Genomic DNA, 15,911 nt, shown 5'->3' with positions numbered 1-15,911 from the left:
AGTGCATGCTAGGGACCGGGGACCGGCCGCGACCAGTCACCCGCCGACGGGCTCGTCGACGCGGTCCTCGACCGGGATGATCGTGCGCAGGAACAGCACCAGCGCCTCGATGAGGTCGGTGCCGCCCTTGATCCCCACCTGCACCTGCGAGAGGTCCTCCTTGTACACCGAGTTGGGGAACAGCCGCTTGAGGCGCAGCTGCTGGCTGAGCAACAGCGGTAACGGGCTGAGCTTGGCGGTGTGCTTGGGTCCGCCGAACCCCGACCCGCTCGTGACCGAGACCTCGGTCACGCCGGTGCGCACGCACTCGGCGCGCAGCGTTGCGACCGCGAGCAGGTTGAGCGCCGGTTGGGGCACCGGCCCGTAGCGGTCCTCCCACTCGGCACGGATGTCGTCGACCTCGGCCTCGGTGGTGACCGCCGCCAGGCGCCGGTAGGCCTCGAGTCGCAGCTGCTCCTTGGCGACGTAGTCGGCGGGCAACGAGGCCGGCACCGGCAGGTCGATGGTGATCTCGACCGGTTCGTCCGGGGTCTCGCCCTTCAGCTCGGCGACCGCTTCGGTGACCATCTGGCAGTACAGGTCGTAGCCGACTGCGGCGATGTGGCCCGACTGGCCGGTGCCGAGGAGGTTGCCCGCACCTCGGATCTCGAGGTCGCGCATGGCGATCTTGAAGCCCGCCCCCAGGTCGGTCGACTCGCCGATGGTCTTGAGCCGCTCGTAGGCCTCTTCGGTGAGCGACCGGTCCTTGGGGCTGAAGAGGTAGGCGTAGGCCCGCGAGCCGGCGCGTCCCACCCGGCCACGGAGCTGGTGGAGCTGGCCGAGGCCAAGCAGGTCGGCCCGGTCGACCACCAGCGTGTTCACGGTCGGCATGTCGATGCCGGACTCGATGATGGTGGTGCAGACCAGCACGTCGTAGTCGCCTTCCCAGAAGTCGATCACGACCTGTTCGAGGGTGCCCTCGTCGAGCTGGCCGTGCGCGACCGCCACCCGCGCCTCGGGGACCAGCTCGCGTACCTCGGCGGCAGCCTGTTCGATGTCGCGCACCCGGTTGTGCACGAAGAAGACCTGACCCTCACGCAGGAGTTCGCGGCGGATGGCCTCGGCGACGGCACGCTCGTCGTACTCGCCGACATAGGTGAGGATGGGTTGACGCTCCGCCGGCGGGGTGTGGAGCAGGGTGAGGTCGCGGATGCCGGTGAGGCTCATCTCCAGGGTGCGTGGGATCGGGGTCGCGGTGAGGGTCAACACGTCGACCCCGGTCTCGAGGGTCTTGATCCGCTCCTTGTGGGTGACCCCGAACCGCTGCTCCTCGTCGACCACGAGCAGGCCCAGGTCCTTGAACTCGAGGTCTTCGGCCAGGAGCCGGTGGGTGCCGATCACGACATCGACCTCGCCGCTGCGGATCCCCTCGACGACCTTCTTGGCCTGGGCGTTGGTGAGAAAGCGCGACAGCATCTCGACCCGGATCGGGAACCCGGCGTAGCGCTCGCTGAAGGTCTGGAAGTGCTGCTGGGCCAACAGGGTGGTCGGCACCAGCACCGCGGCCTGCTTGTTGTCCTGCACCGCCTTGAACACCGCCCGGATGGCCACCTCGGTCTTGCCGAACCCGACGTCGCCGCACACGAGGCGGTCCATCGGCTGGTCGGCCTCCATGTCGGCCTTCACGTCGGTGATCGCCTGGAGCTGGTCGGGGGTCTCCTGGAAGGGGAAGGCGTCCTCGAGCTCGGCCTGCCACGGACTGTCGGGGTCGAAGCCGTGACCGGGGGTGTTGATCCGCTTCTGGTAGAGCACGACCAGCTCCTGGGCGATCTCCTGCACCGCGGACCGGACCCGGGCCTTGGTCTTGGTCCACTCGCCCCCACCGAGGCGGCTCAGGGTCGGACTGTCCCCACCGGTGTAGTGGCGCACGACGTCGATCTGCTCGGACGGCACATACACCTTGTCGTTGCCGCGGTACTCGAGCAGCAGGTAGTCGCGCTCGACACCGCCGATCGCCCGCTTGACCATCCCGCCGTAGCGGGCGACTCCGTGCTGGTGGTGGACGACGTGGTCGCCCGGGGCGAGATCGTCGAAGAAGCGGGCCGCGTCGGTGCGTCGCTTGCGGGCGACGCGATGGGCACGCCGGCGCCCGGTGAGGTCGCGCTCGGACAGCACCGCGACCCGCAGCTCCGGCAGGATGAAGCCCCGTTCGAGCGGAGCGACCGCCAGGTACCCACCCGGCACCAGGCTGTCGGCCGACTCCGGGTCGACCGACGCGAGGTGCACTCCGTGGTCGGCCATGAGGTGACCGAGACGCTCGGCCGACCCGGACCCGTCGGCACACACCACCACTCGGTGGCCGCCGGCCAGCAGTTCGCTGACCTGGTCGATCAGCCGCTGCCCGTCGCCGACGACCGGGTCCCAGCCACGCGCGTCGACCGCGGGGACCTCGGGGCCCTCGGGGCTGGTGGTGAGCGTCGACACCGACGCCTCGGTGCGGCCGAGGAGCCGGTCGAAGGGCACGTGCAGGCTCGGGAAGCGGTCGTCGCCGGACTCGTCGTCGCCGATCGCGCCCCAGGTGCGCGCCAGGGTCGTCGCCAGATCGAGCTCCTCGGCCGCCAGATCGGTAGCGCGGTCACGCATCCGGCGGGGGTCGACCAGCAGGATCTGGGCATCGGCGCCCAGCAGGTCGAGCACCACCTGCTCCTCCTCGCTCAACCAGGGGAGCCACGACTCCATGCCGTCGAAGACGAGGCCCTCGGCCAGTCGCTCCCAGTGCTCGCGGCCCCACGGTTCGGAGGCCACGAGGCCCGCGGCCCGGTCGCGCACCTCGTCGGTGGGCAACAGCTCGCGGGCGGGGAAGATCGCCACCTCGGAGCGGTCGATCGTGGACCGCTGGTCGGCGACCGAGAACTCGGTGAGCCGGTCCACCTCGTCGCCCCACAGATCGATCCGGATCGGGGCCCCACCGGTGGAGGGGTAGACGTCGACGATCGAGCCCCGCACCGCCACCTCGCCCCGCAGCTCGACCTGGTACTCGCGCCGGTAGCCGGAGGCCACGAGTGCTTCGATGAGGTCGTCGGAGTCCACCCGGTCGCCGACGCCCACCACGACCGGCTCGACCTCGGCGGCGCCGGGCCCGAGGCGCTGGACCAGTGCGCGGACGGGGGCCACCAGCACCTGCGGGGCCCGTTCGGGGTCCTGGAGGTGCCACAGCACCCGCAACCGCTGGCCCATGGTCTCGACGCTGGGACTGACCCGCTCGAAGGGCAGGGTCTCCCACGCGGGGAACACCTCCACCTGGTCGGGCCCCAGGAACGTGGACAGGTCGGCGGCGAGGCGCTCGGCATCGGCGGTCGTGGGGACACACACCACGAACGGCCGGCGCTCACCGAGGGTCGCCAGGCCGCCGACGGCGAACGCCTGGGCCGCTTCGGGGACCGCGAGCACCGCGTTCGGGGTCCCCAGGGTGCGGACCACCGCCGGTTCGTCGCGAAGCTGTTCGAGCAGTGAGCGGAACGGCACGAGTCAGTCTGCCTCAGGCGCGGTGTTGTAGCGCCCCATGGCTGCCTCGATCCCTTCGACCAGGATCATCTCCACCGCGTCGGCCGCCTCCTGGACCACGATGTCGAGCTCGTCGCGCTCACGCTTGGACGGCGGCTTCAGCACGTGGTCGGCGCCACGCTCGGCCGACGGGGGTTTGCCGACACCGATGCGCACCCGGACGAAGTCGGCGGTCTTCAGATGGGCACGGATCGAGCGGAGCCCGTTGTGGCCGGCCAGCCCACCCCCGAACTTGACCTTGAGGCGCCCGACCGGAAGATCGAGCTCGTCGTGCACCACCACCAGGTGGGACAGGTCTTCGATGCCGTAGCGGCGGACGAGCAGCCCGACCGAGTCGCCCGAGTTGTTCATGTAGGTGGTCGGGAAGGCAAGCGCCACGCGGCGACCGTCGACGCGCACCTCGTCGACCAGCGCCAGCTCCTTGCCCTTGCGGAGCCGGCCGTCGTGACGCTCGGCGAGCAGCTCGACGACCTCGGCTCCCACGTTGTGGCGTGTGCGCCGGTACTGCCGGCCAGGGTTGCCGAGCCCGACCACCAACAGGTCGGCCGGGGTCCCGGTCCGAGCGGCGTCAGTGCGCCGACGCCCCACTGGGCTCATGACCGGCGATCAGGACTCGTCGTCGTCCTCGGCCGAAGCGGCCTCGCCACCCTCGGCAGCCTCGCCGCCTTCGGCAGCCTCCTCGCCCTCGGCACCCTCTTCTTCCTCCTCGATCGCGGCCCGGGTGACCGACGCCGAGACGATGGTCTCCTCGGGGTCGGCCTCGGTGCGGGCACCGGGAGGCAGCGTGATGTCAGAGACCTGGAGGGTGTCGCCGACGGTGAGGTCGGAGACGTCGAGGGTGACCTCGTTGGGGATGGCGTTGGGCTTGGAGTACACCGACAGCGTGTAGGCGACCTGGTCGACCACGCCCTGCTCGTCGAGCACCTGCTTGGCCTCGCCCTCGAGCACGATCGGCACCTCGACGAGGATCTCCTCGTCGACGTTGACCCGCACGAACTCGACGTGGACCACGTCGTGGCGCACGGGGTGACGCTGCAGGTCGCGGACGATGCACAGCTCGTCGGTGCCACCGACCTTCAAGGTGATGATGGCGTTGAGCGCGGCATCGGTGGTGAGCGCCTGGCGCAGCTCGCGGTAGTCGACGGCGAGGGTGACCGGATCCTTGCCCAGGCCATAGAGCGAGCCGGGGACCAGCCCCTCGGCCCGGAGCCGTCGCGACGGCCGGGTTCCGGTGGTGCGGCCGGTGGTGGCCGTGAGGGTGACATCCATGGTGAGAGGCGCTCCTGGGCGACACGAGAACAGGTCGGGACCGCGACACGGCCCCGAGGCAGTCGGCCAGTGTACGCGGTCGAGCGACCCGATCACCAACCCGCCGGTGGGCCAGGCCGGTTCAGCTCTGGTTCTGGCCGTCGAATATCTCGCTGACCGACGTGTCCTCGAACACCGCGTCGATGGCGTCGGCGATGATGTTGGCCACCGACACCACCTCGATCTTGTCGAGCTGCTTGTCGGCGGACAGCGGCAAGGTGTTGGTGACAACGATCCGCTCGATCGCCGAGTTCTTCAAACGGTCGATGGCCGGACCCGAGAACACGCCGTGGGTCGTGGCCGCCACGACCCGGGCCGCGCCCTTCTCGTGGAGCTGCTCGGCGGCGGCGACGATGGTGCCCGCGGTGTCGATCATGTCGTCGATGAGCACGCAGGTGCGGCCGGCGACGTCGCCGATCACGTCGCGTGCCTCGACCGCGTTCTTCGCGTCCTTGAGTCGACGCTTGTGGATGATGGCGAGGTCGGCGTGCAACGTGTTGGAGTAGCGCTCGGCGACCTTGACCCGACCGGCGTCGGGCGACACCACGACCAGGTCCTCGCCCAGGGTCTTCATGTAGTCGACCAGGACCGGCATGGCGGTGAGGTGGTCGACCGGGCCGTTGAAGAAGCCCTGGATCTGACCGGAGTGGAGGTCGACCGACATCAGCCGTTGCGCGCCGGCGACGGCGAACATGTCGGCGATCATGCGGGCGGTGATGGGCTCGCGCCCTGCCGACTTGCGGTCCTGACGGCCGTAGCCGTAGAAGGGCATGACGACGGTGATGCGCTTGGCCGAGGCCCGCCGAGCGGCGTCGACCATGATCAGGTGCTCCATGATCGTGTCGTTGACGCTCATGCCCTCGTAGCTGAGGTGGCTCTGCATGATGAACACGTCGGTTCCCCGCACCGACGATTCGATCTTGCAGTGCAGCTCTCCGTTGGCGAACTCGGAGCAGTGCGCGTCGAGCAGCGGGGTCCCCAGGTGGGCGGCCACCTCCTCGGCCAGCTCGACGTTGGCTCGGCCGGCGATCAGCGCCAGCTTCTTCTTGGTGACCAGCTCCATGGTGTTGTGCCTTGTCTGTCAGCTGTCGTCGAGCACGGCGGGGCTCGGTGCCTCGCTGTCGCCCGCAGTGTAGAACGCGCCGGTGACCGCGCCAGCCGGGATCTGTGCTCCGGGCTCGAGCACCGCGAACGGGCCGACGCGCGCCCCGTCGCCGATCTCGGCGTCGCGGGCCACCGTCTGGTCGATCGAGACGCCTGTGCCCACGACGCAGTCCACCAGGCGCGTACCGGGACCGATCTCGGAGTTGGGGCCGACCACGGTGCGTCCCTGGACCACGACACCGGGGAACAGCGTCACGTCGGCCGCCAGTTCGACGGTCGCGTCGACGTAGGTGTCAGCGGGGTCGACCATGGTGACCCCGCGCCGCAACCAGGCCCGGTTGGTGCGGGCCCGCAGCTCGGCCTCGGCGGCGGCCAGCTGCATCCGATCGTTCACACCGTGGGTCTCGGCCGCGTCGGGTGCCACGAAGGTGGCAACCGGGTGCCCCGCCTCGGCCAGCACCGACACCACGTCGGTGAGGTAGTACTCGCCCTGGGCGTTCTCGGGACTCAGCCGGCGCAGCGACGGGGCGAGCAGGCTGCGCCGGAAGCAGTAGATGCCGGTGTTGATCTCGTCGATGGCCAGCTCGTCGTCGGTCGCGTCGGACTGCTCGACGACGCGGCGGACGACGTCTTCCTTGCCCCGCACGATGCGGCCATAGCCGGTGGGATCGTCGAGACGGGCGGTGAGGATCGTGCAGGCGGCACCGCTCGAACGGTGCGCGTCGACCAGAGCGGCGAGGGTCTCGGGGCGCAGCAGCGGCGTGTCGCCCGGCAGCACGAGCAGGTCGAGGTCGTCATCGATGACCTCGTCGCCGAAGGCGGTGAGCCCAACGCTGACCGCGTCGCCGGTGCCCCGCTGCACACGCTGCTCGACGAAGTCCAACATGAGGTCGGGACCCTGCTCCTGGAGCTTCTTGGTCACCTGCTCGGCGCCGTGGCCCACCACGACCACCGCCCGGCCGATGTCGCACGCGGCCAGCGCGTCGATCACATAGAGCAGCATCGCCTTGCCACACAGCAGGTGCAGGGGTTTGGGCCGATCGGAGCGCATCCGGGTGCCCTCTCCCGCAGCGAGGATCACAGCGGACAGGCGAGGAGTGCTCATGGGTTCATCGTGTCACGGACGGTGGTGTGAAGCGAGGAGCGTTCGGGTAAGAGCAGGCGATCAGAAACCATCCCACCTCGGGGAGATCCACCATGCGAGCCATCGTCTACCACGGCCCGGGCAACAAGGCATGGGAGGAGGTCCCCGACCCTGGCCTCGAGGCCGACACCGACGCCGTGGTGAGGGTCGACGCGGTGACCATCTGCGGCACCGACCTGCACATCCTCAAAGGCGATGTTCCCGCGGTGACCGACGGCCGCGTCCTCGGCCACGAAGCGGTCGGCACGGTCGAGCAGGTCGGCTCGGCGGTGAAGAACGTCGCCGTGGGCGACCGGGTGCTGGTCTCCTGCATCACCGCCTGCGGCGCGTGCCGCTACTGCCGCGAAGGAAGCTATGGGCAGTGCATCGGCGGTGGCGGCTGGATCCTCGGCCACCTCATCGACGGCACCCAGGCCGAACGGGTGCGGGTCCCCTTCGCCGACACCTCGACCTACCCGGTGCCCGAAGGCGTCAGCGACGAAGAGGTGTTGATGCTGGCCGACATCCTTCCCACCGGCTATGAGGTCGGCGTGCTCAACGGGGCGGTCTCACCCGGCGACACCGTGGCGGTGGTCGGTGCCGGCCCCATCGGGCTGGCCGCCATCATGGGCGCTCGCCTGTTCAACCCGTCCCACATCGTCGCCATCGATCTCGCCGACAACCGCCTCGAGGCAGCCAAGCAGTTCGGGGCCGACGTGACGGTCAACAACTCGAACCAGGACCCCCACGAGGTCGTGAAGGGCCTCACCGACGGCCTCGGCGCCGACGTGGCGATCGAAGCGGTCGGCATCCCCGCGACCTTCGAGCTGTGCACCCAGCTCATCCGTCCCGGTGGCCGGGTCCCCAACATCGGAGTGCACGGCGAGCCGGCGACCCTGCACCTCGAGGAGCTGTGGATCCGCAACGTCACCATCACGACCGGCCTGGTCGACACCTACTCCACGCCGACCCTGCTGCGCCTGATCACCGGCCACCAGGTCGAACCGGGACAGTTCGTGACCCACCGCTTCGCCCTCGACGACTTCATGGAGGCCTACGACGTGTTCGAACGCGCCGGCGAGACCGGTGCATTGAAGGTCGTGCTCACCCGGTCCTGAGCGCGAAGGGTCCGAATGGCCCACGAAACTGGCAGTTGAGGAGCCGATACTGTGACCGATGGAGGATTCGTGGCCACGGCGCAGCAGTGCACCTGAGGTCGATCTGACGCTGACGGGGGTGGTGGAGACCGCCGTCGACCGGGTCTTGTCGCTACTGGCTCGTCGACTCGGGCTGGGCCTGTGGCTGGTCACCCGAACGGGTGGGGAGACGATCGCTGTCCGCATGATCGACCGGACCCAGCACGGCGAGGTTGGCGACGAGGTGTTGGGTTGGGCGGAGTCGTTCTGCGCGGCGGCGCTGTCCGATGCCGTACCGGCGGTCGCCCCCGACGTGTCAGCGGCGCCTGAGCTCGCGGCGGCGGCCACCGCGAGCGAGTTCGTGGTGGGTTCGTTCGTGGGGACCCCACTGCGGGTGCCCTCGGGCGAGGTCCTGGGTGTGCTGTGTGGGATCGACCCCGAACCCAGCGATCCGTCGCTGGTCGACGAGCTCGAGACGGTCGAGGTGTTGGGCGGATTGGTGGGATCGCTGCTGGCGTTGCAGGAGGCGAGCGACCAGGCCCAGATCCAGGTGCTGGAGGCGGTGGAACAGCGCCAGCGAGACGGCATGACCGGCGTGTTGAACCGGGCCGGATGGGACGAGGCCATCCAGCGGGAGGCGATGCGGTGTCGGACCCTGGACCAGGCGGCGTCGGTCCTGGTGATCGATCTGGACGACCTGAAGGAGACCAACGACCGGCTCGGGCACGCCTACGGGGACGAACAGATCCGGTCGTTGGCCCGCTGCATCAGCACCACCGCCCGAGCCGATGATGTTGTCGCCCGCCTGGGTGGAGACGAGTTCGCCCTGCTGGCCCCAGGTTCGGCACCCGGCACCGGCGAAGGGCTGGCTGCGCGTCTCAGGGCGAGCGTCGACCAAGCGGGGTTGGCGGCCTCGATCGGAGCGGCGGAGTGCCCTCCGGGTGGAGATCTGCACGAGGCGTGGCGGCGAGCCGACCTGGAGATGTACGCGTCGAAGCGACTGCACCGGACCGAGGCGCAGCACGCGGACCCATCCCCACCACGGCCACCCGGCGGGCTCGGCGACGAGATCGACGCGGTGGTGGACGCCGCGTGCACGCTGGCGACCGCGCCGCTGCGGGTCATCAGCCGTGTGACCCGTCGACACGATCATCGTCGGTGAAGCCCAACCGGCTTCGCGCTGCGCAGCACGCCGAGTAGCGGGTTGGGCCGGGCGGCAGGCCACCGTTCGAACGATGCCCACCGCCCGGTCTCCCAACCCAACAAGCATGCGCACCATTGGGGGGAGCGCACCACGCCACCCAGGGGGAAGCTGTTGTGGCGTGGATCCCTGAGGTTACCGCCCGTCGCTACCCAGTCAATGGGCCGAACGGCTCCGTGCTCGAGCTCGCGGGGGAGGGCTCGAACCTCCAACCTCCTGATCCAAAGTCAGGCGTTCTGCCGATTGAACTACCCGCGATCGGTCCCCCGACGCTACCGCCTCTGCGAGCTCGGTTCGCACGATCGGTCCGCTGACCGCTACCGTGCACAGCCTCATGGGATCGCTGGTCAAGAAGCGCCGCAAGCGCATGCGCAAGAAGAAGCACCGCAAGATGCTGAAGCGGACTCGCTTCCAGCGTCGAGCCAAGGGCAAATAGCCCCTACCGGCTCGGTTCGGCGTGTTATACGACCGCCCCACGCGGGCGGTCGGTTCGCGCGACGACACGCTCAGGGCCGGGGAATGCTCCTTCGACGAACCATGTCGAGCCGCTGCCGGCGAGGACCGGGGTCCGCCCCGTCGCCTCGCCGAGACGGTCGCGCCACTCGGCGAGTCGCGGTTCGACCGACAGCGCGGCCGGCTCCAGGTCGTTGGGTCCCTCCCCCGTCGGTCCTCCCAGCGCGTCCCACTCGGCGTACACCGCGGGGGTCGAGCACCCGAACGGCGGGGTGCAGAGGGTGAAGGTGCGGGATTCCAACGGCAACGGGTCGACCACCTCACCGATCCCGCGCACCCTGGCGCGGCCGCCGACGAGACAGAACGGCACGTCGGCACCGATGCCCGCCGCCGCGTCGAGGTCGTCGAACCCGGCCCACCGCAGGATCGCGGCGGCATCGGCCGACCCACCCCCGAGTCCGGCCCCCGCCGGGATCCGCTTGGTGAGCTCGACCGCAGCGGTGCGACCCGCCAGCGCCAGTGCCCGAGCCACGAGGTTGTCGTCGTCGACGGGGACCTCACCCCCCGACTCGCCCCGCACCACGATCCCGTCGCCGGGACCGACCACGAGCGTGTCCGCCAGGTCCAGGGTCACCATCTCGGCGTCGATGAGGTGATAGCCGTCGGCGCGGACACCGGTGACCCGCAGCGAGACGGTGAGCTTGGCGGGGGCGGTCAGGACCTCGGTGTCAGGCATCGGAGGTCAGAGTAGGTTCTGACCGGGACCACAGCTGCCAGGGAGACACCATGAGCTACACGGCCGCAGCGCTCGGGATCATCGACTACACCCGAGGCTTGCACGAAGTCGGTGACCACACCTGGGCGTGGCTGCAGCCCGACGGCGGCTGGGGATGGAGCAACGCCGGCCTGATCGTCGACGGCGAAGCGTCGCTGCTGGTCGACACGCTCTATGACGTGCCCCTCACCGCGACCATGCTCGATGCCATGCGCGCCGCGGCTCCCTCGGCGTCGCGCATCGACACCCTGGTGAACACCCACAGCAACGGCGACCACTGCAACGGCAACGAGCTGGTGACCGGCGCCGAGATCGTCGCGTCGGAGTCCTCGGCGTCGGCGATGGCCGACGAGAGCCCCGAGATGATGGCCGGTTGGTTGGCGGCGGCACCCGAGATGGGCGAGGTCGGCGAGTTCGTGACCCGCTGCTTCGGGGCCTTCGACTTCGCCGGGGTCACCAAGACCCTCCCCACCCGAACCTTCAGCCGGCGCCTCGACCTCACGGTGGGCGACACCGAGGTCGAGCTGATCGAGGTCGGGCCCGCCCACACCACCGGCGACGTGCTCGTGCACGTGCCCGAGCGCAAGACCGTCTTCACCGGCGACATCCTCTTCATCGGCGGGCACCCGATCGTGTGGGAGGGACCGGTCACGAACTGGCTGGCAGCGTGTGACCTGATCGAAGCGTGGAACCCCGACACGGTGGTGCCCGGCCATGGGCCGGTGACCGACCTTCGGGGGGTGCGGGCGGTGAACGACTACCTCGAATGGCTCACCGCCGAGACCCGCCAACGCTATGACGACGGCATGGACGCGGCCACGGCGGCCACCGACATCGTCGGTCGCGAGCTCGGGACCAGCCGGTTCTCCACCTGGGGCGACGCCGAGCGGATCGTGATCAACGTCGACACGTTGTTCCGGGAGTTCTCCGGCGCCGAGGAGAAGACCAACGTCGTCGAGCTCTTCGGCCAGATGGCGGCCCTCGCCCGCTAGCGTGCATGGGCGTCGGTGGTGTCGCCAGAGCTGCACGTCGGACGCCCATGCAGCCCCCGGGTCGACTCGGGCCTGTGGCCGGCGGGTCAGCTAGCGCTCGGCCAGCCGGCCCCAATCCTCGATCGACAGCTCCTCGGCCCGGGCCTCGGGCCGCACACCAGCTCGTTCGAAGCCCCCGGGTTCGACCAGCCCGGCCAGGGACCGACGAAGCATCTTGCGCCGTTGCCCGAACCCGGCCCGCACCAGCGCGAACAACCGGTCGGGGTCCGCCTCGACGGCGGGGACGGGACGCCGCTCGATGCGCACCAGCACCGACTCGACGCGTGGGCGCGGCACGAACACCGACGGCGGCACCCGACCCACCAGCTCGGCGCTGGCCCAGTAGGCGACCTTCACCGAGGGGATGCCATAGGCCGGATCACCGACCCCGGCCGCCAGCCGCTGGCCCGCCTCGAGCTGGACCATGACCAGCATCCGCTCGATCGCCGGAACGTCGTCGAGCAGATCGAGCACCAGGGGTGTCGCCACGTTGTAGGGCAGGTTGGCCACCAGCACCCACCCGCTGGCCCCGCCCAGCACCTCGGCCCAGTCGAGGTCGCCGGCGTCACCCTCGATCACCTCGACCCCGAGGGTATCGACCTGCTCACGCAGCACCGGGACCAGGTGGCGGTCCACCTCGACCGCGGTGACCGCGGCCCCGGTCTCGGCCAGCGCCCGGGTGAGCGATCCCAGACCGGCCCCGATCTCGACCACGTGGTCGCCACGACCCACCTCGGCGAGTCGGGCGATCCGGCGGACGGTGTTGGGATCGGCCACGAAGTTCTGACCCAGGGCACGGCTGGGCGAGAGCCCATGCGCCTGCAGGATCGCAGCGATGTCGGCCGGTGAGTGGGTCAGCGCAGATGAACGCCGCAGTGCGGCCACGGGCGGCTTCCACGACGCTGGTAGAGCGCCTGGGCCATGGCGTCCTGGTCGGCGGGCGCCGCGTGGTCGGGACGGACGCCCACCAGGTCGCTTCGGCCGGCGTGGCGTGCGGTGCTGTCCCAGGTGCCGGGATAGAACTGGTAGGCACCGAAGTAGAGACCGTTGCCGCTGACGGCCTGGTAGTTGTTGGCCGATTCGCACATGCGCAGCGAGTGCCACTGCTCGGGGGTCGGTCCACCGGAAGCGGTGGTGCCGGACCCGGCTGCGGCGTCGGCTTCGGCCCGGGCCTGGGCATCGGCCTGTGCCGCCGCCTCTTCGGCCGCCCGGCGCTCGGCCTCGGCCCGACGCTGGGCACGCTCGGCTTCCTCGGCGGCCTCCTGCTCGGCGAGGCGGCGCTGGCGCTCCGCCTCGGCCTGTCGGGCCGCTTCCTCGGCGGCCTCGGCTTCGGCCTGGGCACGCAGGGCGTCACCGTTGGACAGGGTGGAGACCAGACGGGGGGCGGCCAGGTCGTCGCCGGTGATCGAACCGACCGAGCGGGGCTGGCCGAGCGCGGAAGCGGATCCGGCCATCCCGATGTCGAAGCGGTCCGGGGGGGCGACCATCGCAAGCTCGTCGACGACGAAGGCGGCTAGCTCGGAGTCGGGCGACGCGTCCGCCCCCGGGGCGACCTCGACCAGCAGCAGCGGTACCGCCATCATGGTGGAGATCACCGCGACGGCCAGGCGCCGCCGCTCCCGCCGACGAACGACGGGACCACGGACCACTGGGTCCGCGGCGGGCGAAGCGTCGGTGTCACCCGACTCGTGGCCGATGGGCCGATGGTCTCCTACCAGGACTCCGTCCTTCCCTGGGTTCGGATCTTGATGGCACCGTCGTCGGAGACATCGACTCGGGTGCGGAGTGCTGCCGGAACCTTAGGGAGCCCGTAACGAGAATGCAACCTCCTCGCGCTCGGATGGTCACAAGCGCACAAACTAGAGGCACGCTACAGACCCCACCCGGCGCGCGGGGTCGGGCTCAGGCCAACCGGTAGAAGCCACGCGCGGTGGCGCGGGACTGCGACGCGACGACCTCGACGGTCGCGCCCCGTGCCTCGGCCACCGCCTCGCCCACGTGCGGCAGCAGGGCCGGGCGGTTCTTGCGACCCCGGTGGGGCACCGGCGCGAGGTAGGGCGAGTCGGTCTCGACCAGGTACCGATCGGCCGGGCACAGCGCGGCCGCCTCGCGCACCCCGGGCGCGTTGGGGAACGACACGATCCCGCTGAAGGAGAGGTGCGCCCCGAGGTCGAGGCTGCGCCGCGCCTCGTCGGGCCCACCGGTGAAGCAGTGCATCACCGTGTGCTCGGGCGCACCTTCCGCGGCCAGCACCTCGAAGGTGTCGTCCCAGGCATCGCGCGAGTGGATGACAAGCGGCAGCCCGTGGCGATGCGCCATCGCGATCTGGGCGGCGAACACCTCGCGCTGAGTGTCACGGGGTGAGTGCTCGTAGTAGTAGTCGAGCCCGCACTCCCCCACCGCCACCACCTTGGGCGACCCCAGCAGTTCCTCGATCCCGTCGAGTCCGTCCTTGGCGTCGTGGGGATGCAGCCCGACGGTCGCCCACACCCCGTCGAACTGCCCGGCCATCTCGATCGCCAGGCGCGAGCTCTCCAGGTCGGTGCCGACGGTGACGAGGATGTCGACCCCGGCGTCGTTCGCCTCGGCCACCTGCTCCGACGCGGTGTCACGCCGCAGATGACAGTGCTGGTCGGCCCACCAGAGGCCGGCCGGCGACTCGGCCACCGATCAGGCCTCGGCCTTGATGCGGGGGAACAGCGGCGCGCCCTTCTCGACCGACAGGTCGCCGGGGTACTGACCCCATTCGGCGGCGGCGGGCAGACGCTGATCGAGCGGTGACCCGCCCAACCCGATGCGCTGCCAGATCGCCTCGCAGGTGCCCGGCAGCGCGGGGCTGGCCAGGATGGCGACGATCCGCAATGCCTCCAGGGCGTCGCCCATGACCGCATCGACCTCGGGACCGGGATCGGTCTTCCACGGTTCGTTGGCCTCGAGGTGGGCGTTGGTCTCGCGCACGATCCGCCAGGTGGCGTCGAGCGCGATCGAGGGGGCGACCCCCGCCCACGCCTCCGCCGCGTCGCGGTAGGCCTCGGCGACGATCTCGGCGAGGGGACCGTCGGGACGTGGTGCCGGTCCGACGCCGTCGCACTTCTTGGCCACGACCGTGGCGACCCGCGACAGCAGGTTGCCGAGGTTGTTGGCCAGGTCGGAGTTGTAGCGGGCGACCATGCCCTCGTAGGAGAAGTCGCCGTCGGGTCCGAACGGGGTGTCGCGCAGCAGGTGGTAGCGGAACCCGTCGACACCGAAGTCCTCGACCAGGCGTGCGGGTGCGATGTCGGTGAGCTTCGCCGGACCGTGCACGGTCTTGGACAGCTTCTCGCCGCCGAGCAGCAGGTAGCCGTGCACAGCCAGGCGCGGCATCGGCTCGATCCCCGCCGCCATCAGCATCGCCGGCCAGTACACGCAGTGGAACCGGAGGATGTCCTTGGCCAGCAGGTGCAGGGTGTGCGGCCACCATCGGGTGAAGCGCTCGTCGTCGGTGCCGTAGCCCACCGCGGTGGCGTAGTTGATGAGCGCGTCGTACCAGACGTAGAAGACGTGGTCGTCGTCCCACGGGACCTGCACGCCCCAGTCGAGTGACGTGCGGGTGATCGACACGTCGTCGAGACCGTGACGGACCAGACCGAGCGCCTCGCGGCGCTTGCCGTCGGGGATGACCGCCAGCTCGTCGGAGCTGAGCCACTCCTCGAGCCGCCCGGCGAAGGCCGAGAGCTTGAAGAAGTAGTTCTCCTCCTGGAGGAACTCGACGGGCCGGCCGTGGACCGGGCAGTTGCCGTCGAGGAGGTCGTCGTCGTTGTAGTAGGCCTCGCACGACACGCAGTAGAGACCCTCGTAGGTGCCCTTCTCGATCCACCCGTTGTCATAGACCGCTTGCAGCAACGCCTGCACCGCCCGGTGATGCCGCGGCTCGGTGGTGCGGATGAAGTCGTCGTAGGAGATGCCGAGGGCGTCCCAGGTCTCGCGAAAGCGGTTGGCGTTGAGGTCGGCCTGCTCCTGCGGTGTCACCCCCGCCTCGTCGGCCGAGCGCTTCACCTTCAACCCGTGCTCGTCGGTGCCGGTGAGAAAGAAGGTCTCGTCGCCGAGCAGGCGGTGCCAACGGGCGAGCGAGTCGGCGATCACCGTCGTGTAGGCGTGCCCGATGTGGGGCGCGTCGTTCACGTAGTAGATCGGCGTCGTCACATAGAAGCGGTCTGTCACGCTCCCCAGCCTACGGGCGCACCCTCGCCCCGACCGA

14 protein-coding genes and 1 tRNA gene are annotated in these 15,911 nt (G+C 70.1%); 4 read left to right on the top strand and 11 right to left on the bottom strand.

Annotation, left to right across the window (positions count from 1 at the left end; translation table 11 throughout):
• Positions 1–36: 36 nt before the first annotated feature.
• The 5 genes from mfd to U5K29_07885 all read right to left on the bottom strand — a co-directional run bounded on the left by mfd (position 37) and on the right by U5K29_07885 (position 7,060).
• The gene (gene mfd, locus U5K29_07905; GenBank protein MDZ7678462.1) at positions 37–3,504 is read right to left on the bottom strand and encodes a transcription-repair coupling factor; all 3,468 of its coding nucleotides are present in this window, start codon (positions 3,502–3,504) and stop codon (positions 37–39) included.
• A 3-nt stretch (positions 3,505–3,507) separates the two neighbouring features.
• Positions 3,508–4,140, bottom strand: coding sequence for an aminoacyl-tRNA hydrolase (pth, locus tag U5K29_07900; protein ID MDZ7678461.1), 633 nt, complete (start codon positions 4,138–4,140; stop codon positions 3,508–3,510).
• Positions 4,141–4,149: 9 nt separating this feature from the next.
• Positions 4,150–4,812 (bottom strand): 50S ribosomal protein L25, encoded by a 663-nt coding sequence (locus U5K29_07895; GenBank protein MDZ7678460.1) that lies wholly within the window; start codon positions 4,810–4,812, stop codon positions 4,150–4,152.
• A 121-nt stretch (positions 4,813–4,933) separates the two neighbouring features.
• Complete coding sequence (locus U5K29_07890) at positions 4,934–5,914, bottom strand: ribose-phosphate diphosphokinase (GenBank protein MDZ7678459.1); 981 nt, start codon at positions 5,912–5,914, stop codon at positions 4,934–4,936.
• Positions 5,915–5,932: 18 nt separating this feature from the next.
• Entirely contained in the window at positions 5,933–7,060 is a 1,128-nt protein-coding gene (locus U5K29_07885) for an NTP transferase domain-containing protein (protein ID MDZ7678458.1), read from the bottom strand.
• 92 nt (positions 7,061–7,152) lie between these two features.
• On the opposite strand from U5K29_07885, the gene U5K29_07880 reads away from it, so the two are divergent.
• On the top strand, positions 7,153–8,196 hold the full coding sequence (locus U5K29_07880) for a zinc-dependent alcohol dehydrogenase family protein (GenBank protein MDZ7678457.1): 1,044 nt from the start codon (positions 7,153–7,155) through the stop codon (positions 8,194–8,196).
• Positions 8,197–8,254: 58 nt separating this feature from the next.
• On the top strand, positions 8,255–9,376 hold the full coding sequence (locus U5K29_07875) for a sensor domain-containing diguanylate cyclase (protein ID MDZ7678456.1): 1,122 nt from the start codon (positions 8,255–8,257) through the stop codon (positions 9,374–9,376).
• 224 nt (positions 9,377–9,600) lie between these two features.
• Here U5K29_07875 and U5K29_07870 read toward each other — a convergent pair.
• A tRNA-Gln gene (locus tag U5K29_07870) sits at positions 9,601–9,673 on the bottom strand.
• A gap of 76 nt (positions 9,674–9,749) precedes the next feature.
• Between U5K29_07870 and U5K29_07865 the strand changes: the two genes are divergently transcribed.
• On the top strand, positions 9,750–9,851 hold the full coding sequence (locus U5K29_07865; GenBank protein ID MDZ7678455.1) for an AURKAIP1/COX24 domain-containing protein: 102 nt from the start codon (positions 9,750–9,752) through the stop codon (positions 9,849–9,851).
• 24 nt (positions 9,852–9,875) lie between these two features.
• On the opposite strand, the gene U5K29_07860 is transcribed toward U5K29_07865, so the two are convergent.
• On the bottom strand, positions 9,876–10,604 hold the full coding sequence (locus U5K29_07860) for a 4-(cytidine 5'-diphospho)-2-C-methyl-D-erythritol kinase (GenBank protein ID MDZ7678454.1): 729 nt from the start codon (positions 10,602–10,604) through the stop codon (positions 9,876–9,878).
• Positions 10,605–10,654: 50 nt separating this feature from the next.
• On the opposite strand from U5K29_07860, the gene U5K29_07855 reads away from it, so the two are divergent.
• Positions 10,655–11,635, top strand: a complete 981-nt coding sequence (locus U5K29_07855) for an MBL fold metallo-hydrolase (protein MDZ7678453.1) — start codon at positions 10,655–10,657, stop codon at positions 11,633–11,635.
• A gap of 90 nt (positions 11,636–11,725) precedes the next feature.
• Here U5K29_07855 and rsmA read toward each other — a convergent pair whose 3' ends face one another.
• The 4 genes from rsmA to metG all read right to left on the bottom strand — a co-directional run bounded on the left by rsmA (position 11,726) and on the right by metG (position 15,874).
• Positions 11,726–12,559, bottom strand: a complete 834-nt coding sequence (gene rsmA / locus U5K29_07850; protein MDZ7678452.1) for a 16S rRNA (adenine(1518)-N(6)/adenine(1519)-N(6))-dimethyltransferase RsmA — start codon at positions 12,557–12,559, stop codon at positions 11,726–11,728.
• Positions 12,529–13,323: a transglycosylase family protein gene (locus tag U5K29_07845; GenBank protein ID MDZ7678451.1), complete on the bottom strand. Its 795-nt coding sequence runs from the start codon at positions 13,321–13,323 to the stop codon at positions 12,529–12,531. Before U5K29_07845 ends, rsmA begins: the two co-directional genes overlap by 31 nt.
• A gap of 253 nt (positions 13,324–13,576) precedes the next feature.
• Positions 13,577–14,341, bottom strand: a complete 765-nt coding sequence (locus tag U5K29_07840) for a TatD family hydrolase (GenBank protein MDZ7678450.1) — start codon at positions 14,339–14,341, stop codon at positions 13,577–13,579.
• Positions 14,342–14,344: 3 nt separating this feature from the next.
• Positions 14,345–15,874: a methionine--tRNA ligase gene (gene metG, locus U5K29_07835; protein MDZ7678449.1), complete on the bottom strand. Its 1,530-nt coding sequence runs from the start codon at positions 15,872–15,874 to the stop codon at positions 14,345–14,347.
• Between the last annotated feature and the right edge of the window lie 37 nt (positions 15,875–15,911).

The organism is Acidimicrobiales bacterium (assembly GCA_034521975.1).
In the GTDB taxonomy this organism is placed as follows: domain Bacteria; phylum Actinomycetota; class Acidimicrobiia; order Acidimicrobiales; family SKKL01; genus SKKL01.
Note: the sequence above shows the minus strand (reverse complement) of the source record. Positions and strands in the feature narration are given on the sequence as shown.